At 38.8% G+C, this 15313-nt stretch carries 20 protein-coding genes, 1 tRNA gene and 5 pseudogenes; 21 read left to right on the plus strand and 5 right to left on the minus strand.

What is annotated here, in order from left to right; genetic code table 11:
* Positions 1-6: 6 nt before the first annotated feature.
* The 12 genes and pseudogenes from ACYQ0N_RS05195 to ACYQ0N_RS05250 all read left to right on the plus strand — a co-directional run bounded on the left by ACYQ0N_RS05195 (position 7) and on the right by ACYQ0N_RS05250 (position 8005).
* Entirely contained in the window at positions 7-2175 is a 2169-nt protein-coding gene (locus ACYQ0N_RS05195) for an AAA family ATPase (protein WP_177531406.1), read from the plus strand.
* Positions 2172-3194 carry a 5-methylcytosine-specific restriction endonuclease system specificity protein McrC gene (gene mcrC / locus ACYQ0N_RS05200; RefSeq protein WP_177531407.1) on the plus strand — a complete coding sequence of 341 codons (1023 nt, stop codon included), beginning with the start codon at positions 2172-2174 and terminating at the stop codon, positions 3192-3194. Before ACYQ0N_RS05195 ends, mcrC begins: the two co-directional genes overlap by 4 nt.
* An 18-nt stretch (positions 3195-3212) precedes the next feature.
* A complete protein-coding gene (locus ACYQ0N_RS05205; RefSeq protein WP_177531408.1) occupies positions 3213-3902 on the plus strand; it encodes a hypothetical protein in 690 nt (229 codons plus the stop codon).
* Positions 3892-4185, plus strand: coding sequence for a hypothetical protein (locus ACYQ0N_RS05210; RefSeq protein WP_177531409.1), 294 nt, complete (start codon positions 3892-3894; stop codon positions 4183-4185). Before ACYQ0N_RS05205 ends, ACYQ0N_RS05210 begins: the two co-directional genes overlap by 11 nt.
* Positions 4186-4399: 214 nt before the next feature.
* Positions 4400-5230, plus strand: a pseudogene (locus ACYQ0N_RS05215) (DNA methyltransferase); the annotation flags it as partial.
* 15 nt (positions 5231-5245) lie between these two features.
* Complete coding sequence (locus tag ACYQ0N_RS05220; RefSeq protein ID WP_177531411.1) at positions 5246-5464, plus strand: hypothetical protein; 219 nt, start codon at positions 5246-5248, stop codon at positions 5462-5464.
* A gap of 98 nt (positions 5465-5562) precedes the next feature.
* Positions 5563-5709 carry a DUF2971 domain-containing protein gene (locus tag ACYQ0N_RS05225; protein WP_460162179.1) on the plus strand — a complete coding sequence of 49 codons (147 nt, stop codon included), beginning with the start codon at positions 5563-5565 and terminating at the stop codon, positions 5707-5709.
* Between the two features lie 90 nt (positions 5710-5799).
* Positions 5800-5991 carry a hypothetical protein gene (locus ACYQ0N_RS05230; RefSeq protein WP_177531413.1) on the plus strand — a complete coding sequence of 64 codons (192 nt, stop codon included), beginning with the start codon at positions 5800-5802 and terminating at the stop codon, positions 5989-5991.
* Positions 5992-6000: 9 nt separating this feature from the next.
* A pseudogene (locus ACYQ0N_RS05235) lies at positions 6001-6264 on the plus strand (type IIL restriction-modification enzyme MmeI); the annotation flags it as partial.
* 139 nt (positions 6265-6403) lie between these two features.
* Entirely contained in the window at positions 6404-6679 is a 276-nt protein-coding gene (locus ACYQ0N_RS05240; protein WP_460162033.1) for an AAA family ATPase, read from the plus strand.
* Between the two features lie 740 nt (positions 6680-7419).
* Positions 7420-7787: pseudogene (locus tag ACYQ0N_RS05245) on the plus strand (type II toxin-antitoxin system PemK/MazF family toxin).
* On the plus strand, positions 7784-8005 hold the full coding sequence (locus tag ACYQ0N_RS05250) for an excisionase family DNA-binding protein (protein WP_177531415.1): 222 nt from the start codon (positions 7784-7786) through the stop codon (positions 8003-8005). Before ACYQ0N_RS05245 ends, ACYQ0N_RS05250 begins: the two are co-directional and overlap by 4 nt.
* An 89-nt stretch (positions 8006-8094) precedes the next feature.
* Here ACYQ0N_RS05250 and ACYQ0N_RS05255 read toward each other — a convergent pair.
* A pseudogene (locus ACYQ0N_RS05255) lies at positions 8095-8313 on the minus strand (transposase); the annotation flags it as partial.
* Between the two features lie 82 nt (positions 8314-8395).
* Between ACYQ0N_RS05255 and ACYQ0N_RS05260 the strand changes: the two are divergent.
* From ACYQ0N_RS05260 to ACYQ0N_RS05290, 7 genes are all read left to right on the plus strand, one after another.
* Positions 8396-8554 carry a recombinase zinc beta ribbon domain-containing protein gene (locus ACYQ0N_RS05260; protein WP_460162180.1) on the plus strand — a complete coding sequence of 53 codons (159 nt, stop codon included), beginning with the start codon at positions 8396-8398 and terminating at the stop codon, positions 8552-8554.
* A gap of 711 nt (positions 8555-9265) precedes the next feature.
* The gene (locus ACYQ0N_RS05265; protein WP_460162034.1) at positions 9266-9721 is read left to right on the plus strand and encodes a hypothetical protein; all 456 of its coding nucleotides are present in this window, start codon (positions 9266-9268) and stop codon (positions 9719-9721) included.
* Between the two features lie 31 nt (positions 9722-9752).
* A complete protein-coding gene (locus ACYQ0N_RS05270; protein WP_460162035.1) occupies positions 9753-10166 on the plus strand; it encodes a hypothetical protein in 414 nt (137 codons plus the stop codon).
* Positions 10167-10174: 8 nt separating this feature from the next.
* Positions 10175-10534, plus strand: coding sequence for a helix-turn-helix domain-containing protein (locus ACYQ0N_RS05275; RefSeq protein WP_177531420.1), 360 nt, complete (start codon positions 10175-10177; stop codon positions 10532-10534).
* Between the two features lie 723 nt (positions 10535-11257).
* The gene (locus ACYQ0N_RS05280; RefSeq protein ID WP_177531421.1) at positions 11258-11680 is read left to right on the plus strand and encodes a hypothetical protein; all 423 of its coding nucleotides are present in this window, start codon (positions 11258-11260) and stop codon (positions 11678-11680) included.
* A 70-nt stretch (positions 11681-11750) separates the two neighbouring features.
* Positions 11751-11885 carry a hypothetical protein gene (locus tag ACYQ0N_RS05285; RefSeq protein WP_460162036.1) on the plus strand — a complete coding sequence of 45 codons (135 nt, stop codon included), beginning with the start codon at positions 11751-11753 and terminating at the stop codon, positions 11883-11885.
* A gap of 208 nt (positions 11886-12093) precedes the next feature.
* A complete protein-coding gene (locus ACYQ0N_RS05290) occupies positions 12094-12354 on the plus strand; it encodes a hypothetical protein (protein ID WP_460162037.1) in 261 nt (86 codons plus the stop codon).
* Positions 12355-12381: 27 nt separating this feature from the next.
* On the opposite strand, the gene ACYQ0N_RS05295 is transcribed toward ACYQ0N_RS05290, so the two are convergent.
* Positions 12382-12696 carry a helix-turn-helix domain-containing protein gene (locus ACYQ0N_RS05295; protein ID WP_460162038.1) on the minus strand — a complete coding sequence of 105 codons (315 nt, stop codon included), beginning with the start codon at positions 12694-12696 and terminating at the stop codon, positions 12382-12384.
* Positions 12697-13012: 316 nt separating this feature from the next.
* Between ACYQ0N_RS05295 and ACYQ0N_RS05300 the strand changes: the two are divergent.
* Positions 13013-13302 (plus strand): annotated as a pseudogene (locus tag ACYQ0N_RS05300) (recombinase family protein); the annotation flags it as partial.
* 143 nt (positions 13303-13445) lie between these two features.
* Entirely contained in the window at positions 13446-13940 is a 495-nt protein-coding gene (locus tag ACYQ0N_RS05305) for a DUF4368 domain-containing protein (protein WP_460162039.1), read from the plus strand.
* A gap of 348 nt (positions 13941-14288) precedes the next feature.
* On the opposite strand, the gene ACYQ0N_RS05310 is transcribed toward ACYQ0N_RS05305, so the two are convergent.
* From ACYQ0N_RS05310 to ACYQ0N_RS05320, 3 genes are all read right to left on the minus strand, one after another.
* Positions 14289-14380: transfer RNA gene (locus ACYQ0N_RS05310), tRNA-Ser, on the minus strand.
* Between the two features lie 308 nt (positions 14381-14688).
* Positions 14689-14895, minus strand: coding sequence for a hypothetical protein (locus ACYQ0N_RS05315; protein ID WP_177531424.1), 207 nt, complete (start codon positions 14893-14895; stop codon positions 14689-14691).
* Between the two features lie 152 nt (positions 14896-15047).
* On the minus strand, positions 15048-15305 hold the full coding sequence (locus ACYQ0N_RS05320) for a hypothetical protein (RefSeq protein WP_460162040.1): 258 nt from the start codon (positions 15303-15305) through the stop codon (positions 15048-15050).
* Positions 15306-15313: the final 8 nt, after the last annotated feature.

Consider the following 15313-nt stretch of genomic DNA (forward strand, 5'->3'; position numbering starts at 1 on the left):
GCGCAAATGAATAACAAAGAATATCTTTCATGGGTAGATTTCTATACAGAATTTGCGGACAAGCTCCTGCCGTATGCAACAGATAGACAAACGCTGATTGAAAAAGTAAAGGCTGTCTATACTGCTATTGGTATGCGCTTGCCAAAACTGGAGAAGGACAACAACATCGTAGATATCGATCCATTTACAATTTATGGTCTGTTTAACAAAGGCATAACAAACGCAAATCGAATCAAGATCCTGCAGGGCCTTGCGACCGAATTTTCTGTCAAATCTCCAGTGCCTGAGAATTTTGATGGCATTCCGGTACTGAACAATATGGCGGCTACCTTCTATTATTTTGTGGGCGACCGTCAGGACGGAGATATTGAAAATATCTGGAGTGTTTTTTCTGCTGCAATGGAATATAGCAAAACACATTCTGAAAGCAGCAAAGCAGCATTTATTCAGGCGTACGACAAAGCACTTCTTCAAAAGGGAATCAAGTGGAATCTGACGATGGCTTTATACTGGATTCGTCCTTATGAATTTATTAATCTGGATTCTCGTAATCGCTGGTATATGCTTCTCCCTGAAAATATGCCTGTAGAGTTCAGAGAGGGTTTGGGAGATTTGGATACTGTTCCTTCGGGAAGTGAGTATCTGAAGATCAATGCGGACTGTCTTCGTGTTCTTGAAAACAACGACTACAAGTACAAGAATTTCCCTGAGCTGTCTTATTATGCATGGATAATCTCAGAGGAGGTTAATGAGGAAAACCGTGCTGCAGCTGCATCCAGCCAAAGGGCCAATGCTGGTGAAGCAATCGGTGACAAGGATGTTCATACAGTCCATTATTGGATTTATTCGCCGGGGTATGGGTCTGCCAAGTGGGAAGAATTTTATAAAGACGGCATTATGGCGATTGCCCGTGAATACATCGGCGATCTTAGCCAATATGCATCGAGAACAGAAATGCAGGAGCAGATGAAGGCCTGCGGAACGGATACAGGTACTCGCTCCTATAAACACGCTTCTTTGGAAACGTGGCAGTTTGTTCACGAGCTTAAGCCCGGAGATGTTATTTTTGCGAAAAGCGGCAAACGTACAATTGTTGGCCGTGGCGTCGTAACATCAGACTATATTTACGACCCTGATCGTGACCCTGAGTACAAGAACATTCGTAAGGTAAATTGGACACATAAGGGCGAATGGGACCATCCGGGAAATGCGATTACTAAAGTCCTAACAGATGTTACTTCTTATACGGAATATGTGGAGCAGCTGTCAGCCTTATTTGAAGACGAGAGCGTTGGTGAAATCGAAGAGGCCGAAATCGAATATCCGGTATATAGCGCAGACGATTTCCTTGGCGAAGTATATATGAGTGAATCGAACTATAATATTCTTACGAATTTGCTGAGGAATAAAAAGAATGTTATCATGCAGGGCGCTCCGGGTGTCGGTAAAACTTTTGCTGCAAAGCGACTCGCATATTCGATGATGGGAGTGAAGGACTCCAGCCGTGTAATGATGGTGCAGTTCCACCAGAGTTACAGCTATGAAGATTTCATTATGGGATTCCGTCCTGCCTCAACCGGATTTGAGTTGAAAAAGGGACCATTCTACAATTTCTGTAAAAAAGCCGAAATGGACATCGAGAATGATTATTTCTTTATTATCGATGAAATCAACAGAGGCAATCTTAGCAAAATTTTCGGCGAGCTGTTCATGCTGATCGAAAACGATAAGAGAGGCGTATCTTTGCAGTTGCTTTACTCTGACGAGAAATTCTCTGTTCCTGCAAATGTTTACATTATCGGAATGATGAATACAGCTGACCGCAGTCTTGCAATGCTGGACTATGCTTTGCGTCGTCGCTTTGCTTTCTTTGAGTTCTCTCCGGCATTTGATACAGAAGGATTCCGTCAGTATTGTCAGGAGAAAAATAATAAGAAATTTGATAATCTGATTGCTGCGATCGAAAAACTGAATGTAGCTATTGAAAACGATGAGACTCTTGGCAGAGGTTTCCGCATTGGCCACAGCTATTTCTGCACTGAAAACAGCATTGATGATATGTGGCTAAACGCTGTGATTACTTATGAAATTATTCCGCTGTTAAACGAATATTGGTTTGATGAGCCGAGTAAAGTTCGTGATTGGGAATATGCTCTGCGAGAGGCAATACGATGATTCGGATTCAAAATATTTACTACATGCTTGCATATGCCTTTCAAATCCTACGGGAGCAAGGTTATGCGAGCTGTGGGACAGAGCAGTTTGAAAATACCGCAGATCTATTATCTGCCATCCTTGTAAAAGGTGTGTCTGTTCAGATAAAACGAGGCCTTGGGCGTACTTACATAGAAGAAACAGAGCCGTTAAGCTGTTTGCGAGGAAAGATTGATTTAACAGAATCAATTAAACAGCAGACACTTATAAAGCAGCAGCTTGTATGTACTTACGATGAGTTTTCGGTTGATTCATATATGAATCAGGTATTGAAAACGACTATGGAAATGCTTCTGAGATATGACATTCCCAAAACAAGGAAAAAAGAACTGCGAAATTTGCTGCTCTACTTCAAAGATGTTGGAACACTGGATATCTATAATATTAACTGGAATTTCCGTTTCAACAGAAACAATCAGAGCTATCAAATGCTGATGTCAGTATGCTATCTCGTTATTAAGGGATTGCTACAGACAACGGCAGATGGAACTGTTAAGTTGATGCAATTTTTGGACGAGCAGCGAATGTGCCGCTTGTACGAAAAGTTCATTCTGGAATATTACAAGAAGCACTATCCTCAAATAAAGACTGCGGCATCGCAGATTGGATGGGCCTTGGATGACGGAATAAGCGCTATGCTTCCAACGATGCAGTCCGATATCATGCTTACCTATGGAGAAAAAACACTCATCATTGATGCAAAATATTATGGCCATACCACGCAAAAGCAGTATGACGTGCATACTCTTCATTCAAACAATCTGTATCAGATTTTCACTTATGTGAAAAATAAAGCTGTTGCAGGTGGAGAAGTTTCCGGCATGCTGTTATATGCGAAAACAGACGAAGCTGTCCTGCCAAACAATTCTTATATGATGAGTGGCAATAAAATCAGTGTGAAGACGCTGGATTTGGATTGTGAGTTTTCTGAAATAGCGGCACAACTTAACGCCATAGCGGATGACTTCATGAAAAGCTAATCGAGGAGGTGACCGATTATGATGATAAGTCCGGAAGGATACTACGAAGAATATCTTAAAGGGAAAACTGCGCCACAAATAATGACAGCTATTCGTGGCCTAAAAAAAGAAATTGGTCATCTCAAGAATACAATGGAACACCCGGATTATGGGAAAGAATCTGTCATGCATCCGAGTGAATCAACTCGACTGTGGTGTACTCGCTTGTATCTTGAACGGGCCAAGGAAGCACTGACAGAGACTGGTGGGACGTATGCTCCATCACAAGCAGAACTGAAAGCAGCCGATTTTGAAGAAAATATATCGGCGATCAGCAAGTTGGTATTTTCCATCGGCGGTTATTTTGGAGGTTACGAAACCAGAACTTATACACTGGACAGAGAACATCTTCAGTTAGATGTTGAGCATTCGTTTATTCTGATGCCGACAAATTTTTATATCGAAGCAGATTATCCTTGCACTAAAGAGGAGTTCCTCGACGGCCTCCGTGAATTACACATCGGAGAATGGCGCAGCAAATACGATCTGCGTAGATTTGGATGTATGGTGCTGGATGGGACGCAGTGGGAATTGGAGATTTATTTTTCCAACGGCCACAAGCCAGTGAAGATATACGGCGATAATGCTTATCCCTACAACTTCGACCGCTTTCAAGAACTGCTCGGAATAGAGCCGGATATTGAGGAGGAAGAAGACGATGATGAATAAAATTGTTTCTGAAATTGTCGACGTTATTCTGTCACTACCGGAAGGAACTGAGCTTGCTACAAGTGATGTGATAAAGCAGCTATACGGCCATGAATATCTGACTTGTGGAGACTATGAAATACACGGTGAGATGTTTGGCTTCGAGGACTTCTTTGAAATTGACGCAAGAGTTCACAAGTTGGCAAAGAAGCGAGGTCTAATTTTGGATGATTCCAAGTATGATGGCATGGCAACAGGCCTCCCTTTTCACATTCCGTTTGTTGTGCGGAGAAAACGCAAGTAAACCTTTTAATTTTGGCATACTTTTTAATTTTACCTTTTCTGGGTCTGTCGGGATGACTTCCGGCACCGTCCGTTACATGCAAAAACACAGACAATAGAATAAAACGCTGGGCTTCCACAGACGGCAGATGGCCGTAAAAGCCCAGAAATCAAGCCTTTTTCGGTATTTTCACACCGGAGAAGGCTTTTTCTTTTGTATCAAAGATAGCGTCTTGATAGACCCTGCCTGCGGTTCGGGCAACTTTCTGACGGAAACTTATATCAGCCTCAGAAAGCTGGAAAATGAAATCCTGCTTGAAATTCACAAGGGTCAGATGATGTTCGGTGACGGCGATTTAAACCCGATTCAGGTATCAATCGGGCAGTTCTACGGAATTGAAATCAACGATTTTGCGGTGACAGTCGCTAAAACTGCGCTGTGGATTGCCGAGTCGCAGATGATGAAGGAAACCGAGGAAATCGTGCAGATGAGCCTTGATTTCCTGCCGCTGAAAAGCTATGCCAATATCGTGGAGGGCAACGCTCTGCGTGTTGACTGGGAGAGCGTTGTGCCAAAAGCGGAGCTGAATTTTATTATGGGTAATCCGCCGTTTGTGGGGGCAAGACTTATGTCTGCCGAGCAAAAGGACGATGTATCATTTATTCTTAATGGTGCAAAAGGTATTGGAAATATTGACTATGTTTCCTGTTGGTATAAAAAAGCCGCTGATATGATGAAAGAAACGGAAGTCAGAACAGTTCGCTATTCTGTTAATGTTGTCTACAACAACTTTCCTTGGTGCAACCCAACAGATGAACAGAAAGCGAAAATCGAACAGACTGCACAGGCTATCCTTGACGCCCGTGCCTTCTATCCTGACTGCTCCCTCGCCGATCTCTACGATGAACTTGCTATGCCCGCCGAACTCCGCAAGGCTCACCACGAAAACGACTTTGCCGTTATGGCGGCGTATGGGTTTGATAAGAAGATTACCGAGAGCGAATGTGTGGCGGAGCTTATGAGGAGGTATAGGGAATTGACAGAGGAGAAATACGATGCAAGATGACGGAGAGAAAGTAAAATGGATTGGAAAGAAGAATTTTGGAAATTATTTTTATCCGACACGTCAGAAGACATTAACAATGCTCACTTGCTCAAACAACAACATATACCTCAAAAATTATACCGATATAGAAATGTTAGTAGCTATAGCGCTTTAGAACGAGTTTTGGACGAAATAGCAACAGGAAACATATTCTTGGCACACCCTGAAACCTTTAACGACCCTTTTGATAGTTAGATATGACGCTTATAAAAGATGTGAATAGAGATTTTAAAGATATTATTCGTAGTGGCATAAGAGTGGCTTCCCTTTCAGAAACAAATTGTAATAATCCGATGTGGTATCACTATACAAAAAACTACTCTGGTGTATGTTTAGAATATGATACTGTGAATATTTCAGAAGTTTCCCGCAATATTATTTTCCTGGTAAATTATAAATATAATTATTTTGATGTAGTAAAATTATTAAGAAATAAATAATTGCCTAAAAATACTTATATATACGGATTAATATCTTCATGTAAACATAGTGATTGAAGTTATGAAAAGGAATGGCGTATAATTGCAGCAATGCTTATTTTGGATTCTGATAAGCCTACATCTCCTCTTGATAAAAATGGTAGAAATTATTTCTTTGCTAAGCCTACAAAAGTTATATTAGGCTGTAAAATTGGAGAAAGAGCTATCATAGCTTGCTGTGAAGAGAATAATATCGAATATGTAAAATCAGAGATTACAGAATTTGGTTTAAAAGTCGATTAAAATCTATACCAAACATCTGCACAGGCTATTCTTGACGCAAGGGTAAAATATTCCGACTGCTCTCTCGCTGACCTTTATAACGAGCTGACTATGCCTGCCGAGCTCCGCAAGGCTCACCACCAAAACGATTTTGCTGTTATGGCGGCGTTTGGTTTTGATAGGAAGATTACTGAGAGCGAATGTGTGGCGGAGTTGATGGGGAGGTATAGGGAGATGGCTGAAAGGGATACTAATTCGGGTGTGCATTTGAATAGGTGTGTTGAAGTGTTATGAGAATAATACCTAACGAAAATAAATTAATTTTAAAATATAATTGTTGCTTTAAGACAATATGGAGGAGCTAAAATGAAGATTGAGAAAATATCTGTTAACAACTATAGACTTCTAAAAAATACTGTAATAACATGTGATAATGATTGTAGGGAAAAACAATAGCGGCAAGACTTCCTTACTTTCAATTTTAAATAAATGTATAGGCAACAAATCGGAAACAGGAATTTTTGAATATTACGATTTTAGTATTCCTTTTCAAAAAAAGCTATATAAAATTATTAAATCGGAAGTTGAATTTAATGAAAATGAATTAAATGGGATAAGAGTAGATATTTATATATCGTATGAAGATACCAACAATCTTGCTAACCTTAGCAAATTATTATTAGATTGGACCCTGATAATAAGACCGTAGTATTAAGATTCGAATATAGTATTGATGCACATGCCATTGATGTGTTAAAAAAAGATTTCGCTGAATACAAAGAAAAACATTCAAAAATTCCTGAAGATAATTCATTTACGAAATTTATGCAGAAAAAACACAGAAGATTTTTCGTGTTTAAGAAGTATAGCGTTTTATATGATTATATTAGTCATAAAATTAATGGTAATATTTAAGCGTGTGCAGCGGTACGCCAAGACCTGCCGACAAGCAGAACAGCGATGAAAGGTGGTGAGCGTTCAAATACCGACTCAAAATATCGGGTAGCTCCCGATTTCGCCATAACCCACAAAGAGAATAATGGTACTCCCGTCCAGTCACAGTCCGAGCGTATAGGGGCACCCCAAAAACCAAATGGCTTTTTGGGGAGAGGAGGAGCTATGGAGCGTAAAAGCCTTGCCGCTTGTGGCAAGCCGACTATTGCGGAATCAGCTCCGACGACGTTGCAGGCAATGAGGGCGGCTCTGTCAGACCGACAGTTGGGGTGGAACTCCCGTGGCGTCAGTTCGCTGCTGACCGTTTGGCGACTTCCCATAGCGTTTCGGGGTGTCGAGGACAAATAGAAACGATCCTATTATAAAGCCAGACGCAAGGTGGTCTATGTAAACAGGGCTTTGTTTTATGCTCTCCCGACCTTAAATACTTCCTTATGTCTGGCTGCTACATAGGCAGGATACTCCTGCCTAAATCCAAATGGGAGGTCAAACACAATGGATAGAATTATTAAGCGTGGCGACATTTACTACGCAAATCTAAATCCCGTCATCGGCTCGGAGCAAGGCGGTACACGATCTGTACTTATCATTTCTAATGATATAGGGAACAAGCACAGCCCGACAGTTATTGTGGCGGCAATCACAAGCCGTGTGCAGACGAAAGCGAAACTGCCCACACATTTATATTTAGAAACGATTGAGGGATTCCAGACAGCTCTATTATTCTTTTTGAACAGATACGGATGATAGATAAAACAAGGCTCAAGGAACATCTTACCCACTTAAACGACCAATTTATGCAGGCGATTGATGTTCCTCTGCTTATCAGCATTGGTGTTCAAAGAAAAGGAGGAACTTTATGAGCTTTAATGATATTTATGAGTTTGTATTAAAGGAATATCCAGACATTCTGACTGTTGAGAAAATGAGTAAAGATCTTGGAGTGAGTAGTAAAACAGGCTATCAGCTACTTCGGGAAAACAAAATTGAACATCTAAAGGTGGGCAGAGCGTACAGAGTACCAAAAGCTCACCTTCTTTCATATTTACGGTTAGGTGTGCAATCTTTCGTAAACTTTTGACTTTGCACATTGGACTTTATCACATATATTCTTTATAATGTAAGTGGTCAACAGCAGAAGTCCATTGGTGCTACACAAAGGAGGTCATGCTGTGCGTTTCGTTTCTGAAGCTCCTTGATTTGCCTGGAGGTAAGAATGGTGTTATCATCCATTTTTACTTCTGAATACTTCTTTATCCAGTTGGCTAAAGCACTGTGTGATATACCGTATTCCTGACTTATCTGAGAATATGTTTTGCCCGACTGATAAAGATTTACGATTGTCTTTTTGAATTCTTCCGTGTACTTTGGTGTGCTTTTTCCTGACATTTTTTATTCCTCTTACTTGTCTTTATTTTGATGTTTTTATTATATCTTACTTGTACACTTTTTTAGTATATATCCAAAGCTGATATGCGGAGATTGTGGAGCGTATATGGTCGGGGAAAGCGGAACGAGCAACAATCACAAGGTATATCATTATTATAAATGTGCAACCGCAAAAAAGAAAAAGGGGTGTAACAAGAAATTTCCGAGAAAAGGGCTGATTGAGGAATTCGTTATCAAGTAGCTTTATGATATTTTGCTGGAGCCTGAAATTATAAATAGCATTGGAAAAGGGTTATTGAATTTCAGAACGGAGAGAACAGGGCAATTCCACTTCTTGAAAAACAGCTTGCAGAGGTTGATAAAAACATCGGCAACATTCTTACGGAAATACAGAACGGAGTTTATACGCCGACAATCAGGAACAGGCTTGAAGAAATTGAGGCACAGAAAACCGATATTGAAACCAAGACAGCAAACGAGAAAATTGCAGAGTCTGTGCTTACGGAAAAACAGGTCGAGTTCTGGTTGACACAGCTCGGAAAGAATAAGATTGATACTATTGAGCAGAAACGCAAGCTTGATTGACGCATTCTTAAATTCCGTTGTGCTTTACAAGGACAGCGCAGTGATAATCTTCAATTATAAATACGGCAGTAGGACAGTAAGTCAGCTGACATACATAATTATTCGGACTTGGAAAGTGCGGGGGAGCCACGTCGAAAAAATCCGAACCATTCAAACGGCTCAGATTTGTTTGTTTTTTATCCTCATAAACTTATATTTGGTATTATACTTAATCGTAAGTGATATTATTGCCCATAGCTTAAAAAAGCTATGGGCTTTTTATGTTTTTGGCATTCAAGGCGGTATTTTGGCGTTCAGGGCAAAAATGTTGACTTGCTAGTTACATCCAGATATAATACAATTAAACTACTATTTACTGGAGGCTTTCATGAATCCCTGTGATGTGTATATTCCTATTTCCAAACTTACTTGTGATGATGATAATTTTTTGGGAATCAATGTTTTTAAACTGCATGAGGTTATTAATCGAATTGTGGAAAAATATAAAACAAAAGTGAATATCTATAGTTTGGCTAAGGTGAAAATCAACTCAGTACCTGAAAGCTGTAAAATAATAGATGAAGCCACCTGTACGATTATTTTTACTCCTTCTGAGAATGTGGATGATTTTATGATACTTATTGGACATGCTATCGCCAGAAATAAAAAAATTTACATTTTCTTTCTGAACAACATAATTCAAGATTCACTAATTGAATTAGTTGCGGATGGATATGACAATGTATACATTGATTGTGTTGAACCGATAATGAATGATTTTGGTAGGCTTGAACGATTTATATTATCTATGATAGATATGGCAAAAACATTTATATTTAATTAATTTTGTTCTGTATACTAATTGGAGGTATCAAATGAAGAAGATTTTACAAATCTCTGATAGTCCTTTTCCTATGTGTTATTCAAACGATGCAGTTATGAACTCTATTTTAACTAATAGCGCATTGTTAGATGAAAATGTCGCTATCATTTCTGATATAAAATATAACGGACAAAAGATTGATATGGAAGATAAATCTTTTAAAGGAATTGTACAAAAAAATCTCGGAGATAATTATTATTTTTATGCCGATAAATTTTCAGACAAAATAAATGATGAAATTGTTGTCTTTCGTAAAAAGGCGCGAGTAATGCTTGTTATTGAAATGTGTCTTGCGGTAGCAGCGTATTTTATTGATTTTGTCAGTATAGCGTGTTCTGCATTGCTTGCACTCATAACAGCGGACGTACTAATGTCCGCAGAGTTGCTTAATAAAAGACGAAGGTAGGAAATCCTATGGCAAATAAAGATTTCGGCGAGTATGTTCGTAAACTGCGAACCGAAAGAACTTATTCCCTGAAGCAGCTTGCTGATGAGATAGAAATAACACCATATTATCTCAGCTATATTGAAAGCGGCAAAAAGACAAATCCAAATCAAAAGATTATTGCCAGAATGTTTGTTGTTCTGAGGATGAGTAAATCAGAGATTGAGCATTTCTTAGATCTTCATGCTAAGGCAAATGGAATTGTTAGCTATGATATAGCTGAATATATAATGCAAAATGATGATATTCGTGAGGAAATTCGTTCAGCAAGAGATAAACAAGGAGCTTCTCCGAATTGGGATGATTTCATAAATAGCTTTATAAAATGATATATAACGGGTAATCCCGTTATATATTTTGCAACTGAGGAAAGTAAAAACAACATAACAATAAAATGCCAGAAATGCGATTTAATTGTTGGCATAGCAATATGTCAGCAGGATATATAATAAACACAATAAAATCAAAATACTTAGTACAGGTATCATCCTCTCTGAGTAAATAGGGATTATAGTATAGAAACTTGACAGTTAGCCTTTAAAGCTATAGTCAGGTTCCTATCCTTTTTATATAGGTATGCCATTTCCGCTTTAAAAGCGGAAATGGCATTTTTTTATGCTCATTTTCAAATGTAGCTCTACATAGCACGTTATCCCTAACTGAAAATTTGATTCAATTTAGAACTTTATCAAATTTTCAGAGGTAATCATAATGATTGAAAAGAAACGTGTGGTTGAATTTATAAAAATAGGTGAAAACACCAACATGGTTAAACTGGCAAGCGAATACTCATAATGGAGGGCCGCTGGAACATAATTCCGAGGGAAATCGTCGCATAAGAGTCAAAACGCTTTCGGGCGCTGGACGAGCAGTACCGACAGCAGAGCCCCCGTTTTCAGACATTTAGCAGTGGGAGAAAATAAAAATATTGACAATCGAACATCAGTTGATGAGCAATGTGGTATTCAATCCAAGAACGCAGTAGTTGACAAGCTGATTGACAGATTTCTCACGCTGATTTTAACCGTCGGCTCAGCTATGAAACAGCAGGTATGGTGTTCTCAGATACAAAAGATACTCATTTCAACACTGTTGACTTCTTCGATAAATTTCATTCTGATAGATTTTCCGATACGCAGGCAGAGGAAATCAGAAATATCATAACAGTGACAATGGAAAAGCGTGGGTATGTTCCCGAACCTGTGACAGCAGAAGAGCCCGTTATCGTACATAACGAGGTTGTGGAAACAGCGAAACTGCCGCCGCTTCTTGATGAAAACATCATAAACGACATTATGAAGCTTGACCGGTTTTTCAAGGTTAAGCGTGACGAGATTGCGGATTTCTTTAAGGAAAATGAGGATTACGATAAACGCTGTGAGTTTATGAAATTTGTTTTTCGTATGGAAAAATATACGCAGTTCAATCTAAATGAAACAAACGAAAGTTATGGCAGAGTAGGCTACAAGACATAAACCAACGGACTTACTGTTTGGGAGGGTAGTTATCTTTCCCGTACAGGAGTCGAAGCTAAGCTGGGACTTGGTGCAGAGCTTTACCGTCGACCTTATCGACAAGGGCAAATACCTTGACGAAAAGCCAAAGCTTACTGTTGACGAGCCTATATTTGCGAATAACAGGGAGAACAGTTCACATTTTTCGGCGAGCCAGTTCCCGTAAAGCAGGCAGAAAAGAAAACGAGAGCAAACCCTAAAAACAAAGCCTTTTCTCATACTGCTCCCAGAACAGATATGGTAAATTATGTTTTGCGTTGAGGAATGCTTATGAAGAAAAATTCGCTGGCAAAAATGCTCCTGCGGCAGAAGCTCCAGAAACTGAAAAACCAAAGTCCCAGAAGAGCCTAAATTATAATTGGAGGATTGATAATATGCTCATGATGAACAGCGTACTTACAGCTGAGGAGAGAATGCTTTTGCAGGCTCTTGGCTGTAAGGATAAGACACAGACAATAGCTGTGCTGGGTGAAATGAAGATGATACTCTCCCTGTCCGTTCAGACCTGTTCACACAGATTATCTGCCTTTCTGATAAGCTGGAGAAAGAGAAGATGGATTATGCTTATGGAATGTCGGCGGTTGAGTTGGAAAATGCTGATACAAATTGATGAAAAGACAACGGTATCAAAATGATACCGCCGTTATTTATCTGTAAAAGTGTTATTCAGCGCTCATTTGCTCATAAAAGTTTATGAGTATATCCGCTTTGTCTTTAGGCAATCGTCTATAGAAATCTAAAATTTTTCGTTCACCTTTCGATAGATATATTATATCGTCATTTTCAGTATTAAAAAATTCTGAGAGCGTTATATTAAGACCATCGGTAAGAGCTTGAAGAGTTTTAATTGTAGGTTGTTTCTTTCCATTTTCAAGATTTGGGATATGGTTTTCGGAAACTCTGCTCAGTTTTGAAAGTTTGTACACGCTTATTCGTTTAAGATTTCTCCAGTAATATAAACGTTCGCTAATTTCCATTTCAGACACCTCGTTTCATATTGACTGATTAGTCAATTACTACTTATAGTATAACCTAAAATTTTTCTTTTGATAACTTATCTAAATAGTTGATTTTATAATCCTAAAGGAGTATAAGTTTGATGGAAAGAAGTACATCGTTCACAGCCGATTCGTCGGAGAGAAAAATATTGACGAAGTGATCAATAGGCTCGCCTTTGAAAGAGCCGTAAAAGAAACACTTGCGTAATTTGTCGGCAAAGCATTGACTATACCGACATTTTGCGCTATAATCAAAGTGTCGGTATGGTACTGCTTTTATTTGAAATGAGTTACTATGGCAAAGCAGACCATTTACAATGCAGGAATTTACGTTCGTCTCTCGCAGGAGGATATGCGTGCCGGCGAAACCCTGTCAATAGAAAATCAGAAACTTATCCTCACCAAATATGTTAAAGAACAAGGTGGAATTTCGTTGATACCTACGTTGATGATGGCTGGAGTGGTACGGATTTCGACAGGCCAGCGTTGCAGAGGTTGCTGTCCGATGCTCAGTTGGGAAAAATAAACCTGATTATTTGCAAAGACCTCAGCCGCTTTGGTCGTAATTATATCGAGGTTGGCAGATCGGTAAGGACAGATACTTCACAACTACACTTACCTTGAACACCTTGTTCAGCTCTGCACGACTACGGTCAGCTATAAAAATCACAAGACCATTGGAATACGGCAAACGTTATTGCCCGAGTCATTATATTAAGATGGAAGATATGGAACGTGTTGTGCTTGAGGACATCCGAAGCCTTGCACAGCTTGTGGTAGAGGACGAAGATAAAGCCAAATCAAAGTTTCTCACTCACAAAACAAATCATCATGAGGAGCAGTATTCGGATGACACCAGGAAACTCAAAGAAGGCAGATTCCGCTTAAATGAACTTGATACACTTATTCAGAGCATTTATGAGGACAAAGTTCTCGGCAAAGTTTTTGAGGATGTAGCAATGAAGCTGCTCACAAAATACGAAGCTGAACAAAAGGAATTATCCTTAGAGGTTTCTGATCTGGAAGAAAAATTCTTAATGATCAGACAGGATGCAGAAGATGTGACCCTGTTTATGGAACGTCTGAAAAAGTACACCGATGTACAGGAACTTACCCGTGAAATGTGTCTGGAGCTTATTGAGTATATCACACTTGAGGCTTATGTTGAGGTACAGCTCAGGGAAATTTACATATATTACAAAAACTGCTCGATGAACCACTGAAGGACAAAAGAAGCCTGTTTTAAGGCGTTTTTACGTTAATTCTCAACCATACGAAAGTGTGTTACTATTTGGCAATGGGACCACAGCAAATGTATATGCACATCTGTACTATAATTCAAAATTGTCCTCGGCTGATGCTATGGTAAACGGATTAAGCGGAGCTTTGGATGCAATTTGCTGACAAAAAGAGGCGTATCAGATATAATGGATACGCCGAATACATAGAAATGGAGTTCGAGTAGTGATATTTTTTAGGAGAAAACAGCCTATTTTTAGGAGAGAACTCTCCATTGCCGTTTGGACATAAGAAAAGCTCACAAACGGAAAACCGCTTGTGAGCTTTGTTTTTGGCGGAGATGGTGGGATTCGAACCCACGTGGCGCTCATCACGCCAAAACGATTTCGAGTCGTTCTCGTTATGACCTCTTCGATACATCTCCATCTATGTTTATCCGCAAAATTCTTTCAAATTGCTACTTTTATAGCACATTTTACAAACAAAAAGCATTTTGGAAAGAATTGACGGAAAGAACAACGAAATATTCACTTTTCGAACTCACTGAAAACCCTTGTATTACGGGAGTTTGCGGCGGATAAAACAGCCTTTAGCCCATCGCACTTCAAGTCAAGCTCGTTATGACCGCTTCAATACGTCTCCTTATGCGTCACATACATAGTATGTAAAAACTAACAATAACAATTATATCATATAAAAAGTAAAAAATCAATAGAATTTTGAAAAATATAATTATTTTAATTGCAATTTTACCTTTTTATCAATTTTCTTTTTAATTCGCATATAAACCTTTTGTTCTTTATAATCAAGATCGTGTAAATAATAATTCCATTTTTCTATAAAATAATCATATTTTTTTATTAGTAATTGTTTATCGTTTCCATAAGAAATTATCGTATCGTTAAACCAGTCAATCAAAAGATCTATATTACTTGACATAAGCTACCTCAATATAAAATTAAATTTAAATATTACATATATTTATATAGGTAATTATATCACAATAGTTATAAATGTCAATGAAATAAACAGCATAAAAAACCATTATTTCAGAAAATAATGTAATAAGCGGACGAAAGAGTCCGCTTACTTTATTTTTCATTTGTATATTTGGTTTCAAGCCATTTTATCATTTCATCAAAGCCGGCTTCATCAAACGGAAATTTTTTTTCTTGTTCTATTTCTGCAGCGTCAGAACAAAGCATGCCATGCCAAAACTGCGCTGTAATATGATCCGAACCGGGAATAATTTTGTAGTTGAACCCGTTTAAGCTTCCTGTAAATGAATTGCCTGATTTGTAATAGTATAAATTTCGTAAATCAAAAATTTCTGATGCGCTCGTTCCCATAGTGCGCT

This window comes from Ruminococcus sporogenes (genome assembly GCF_054655175.1).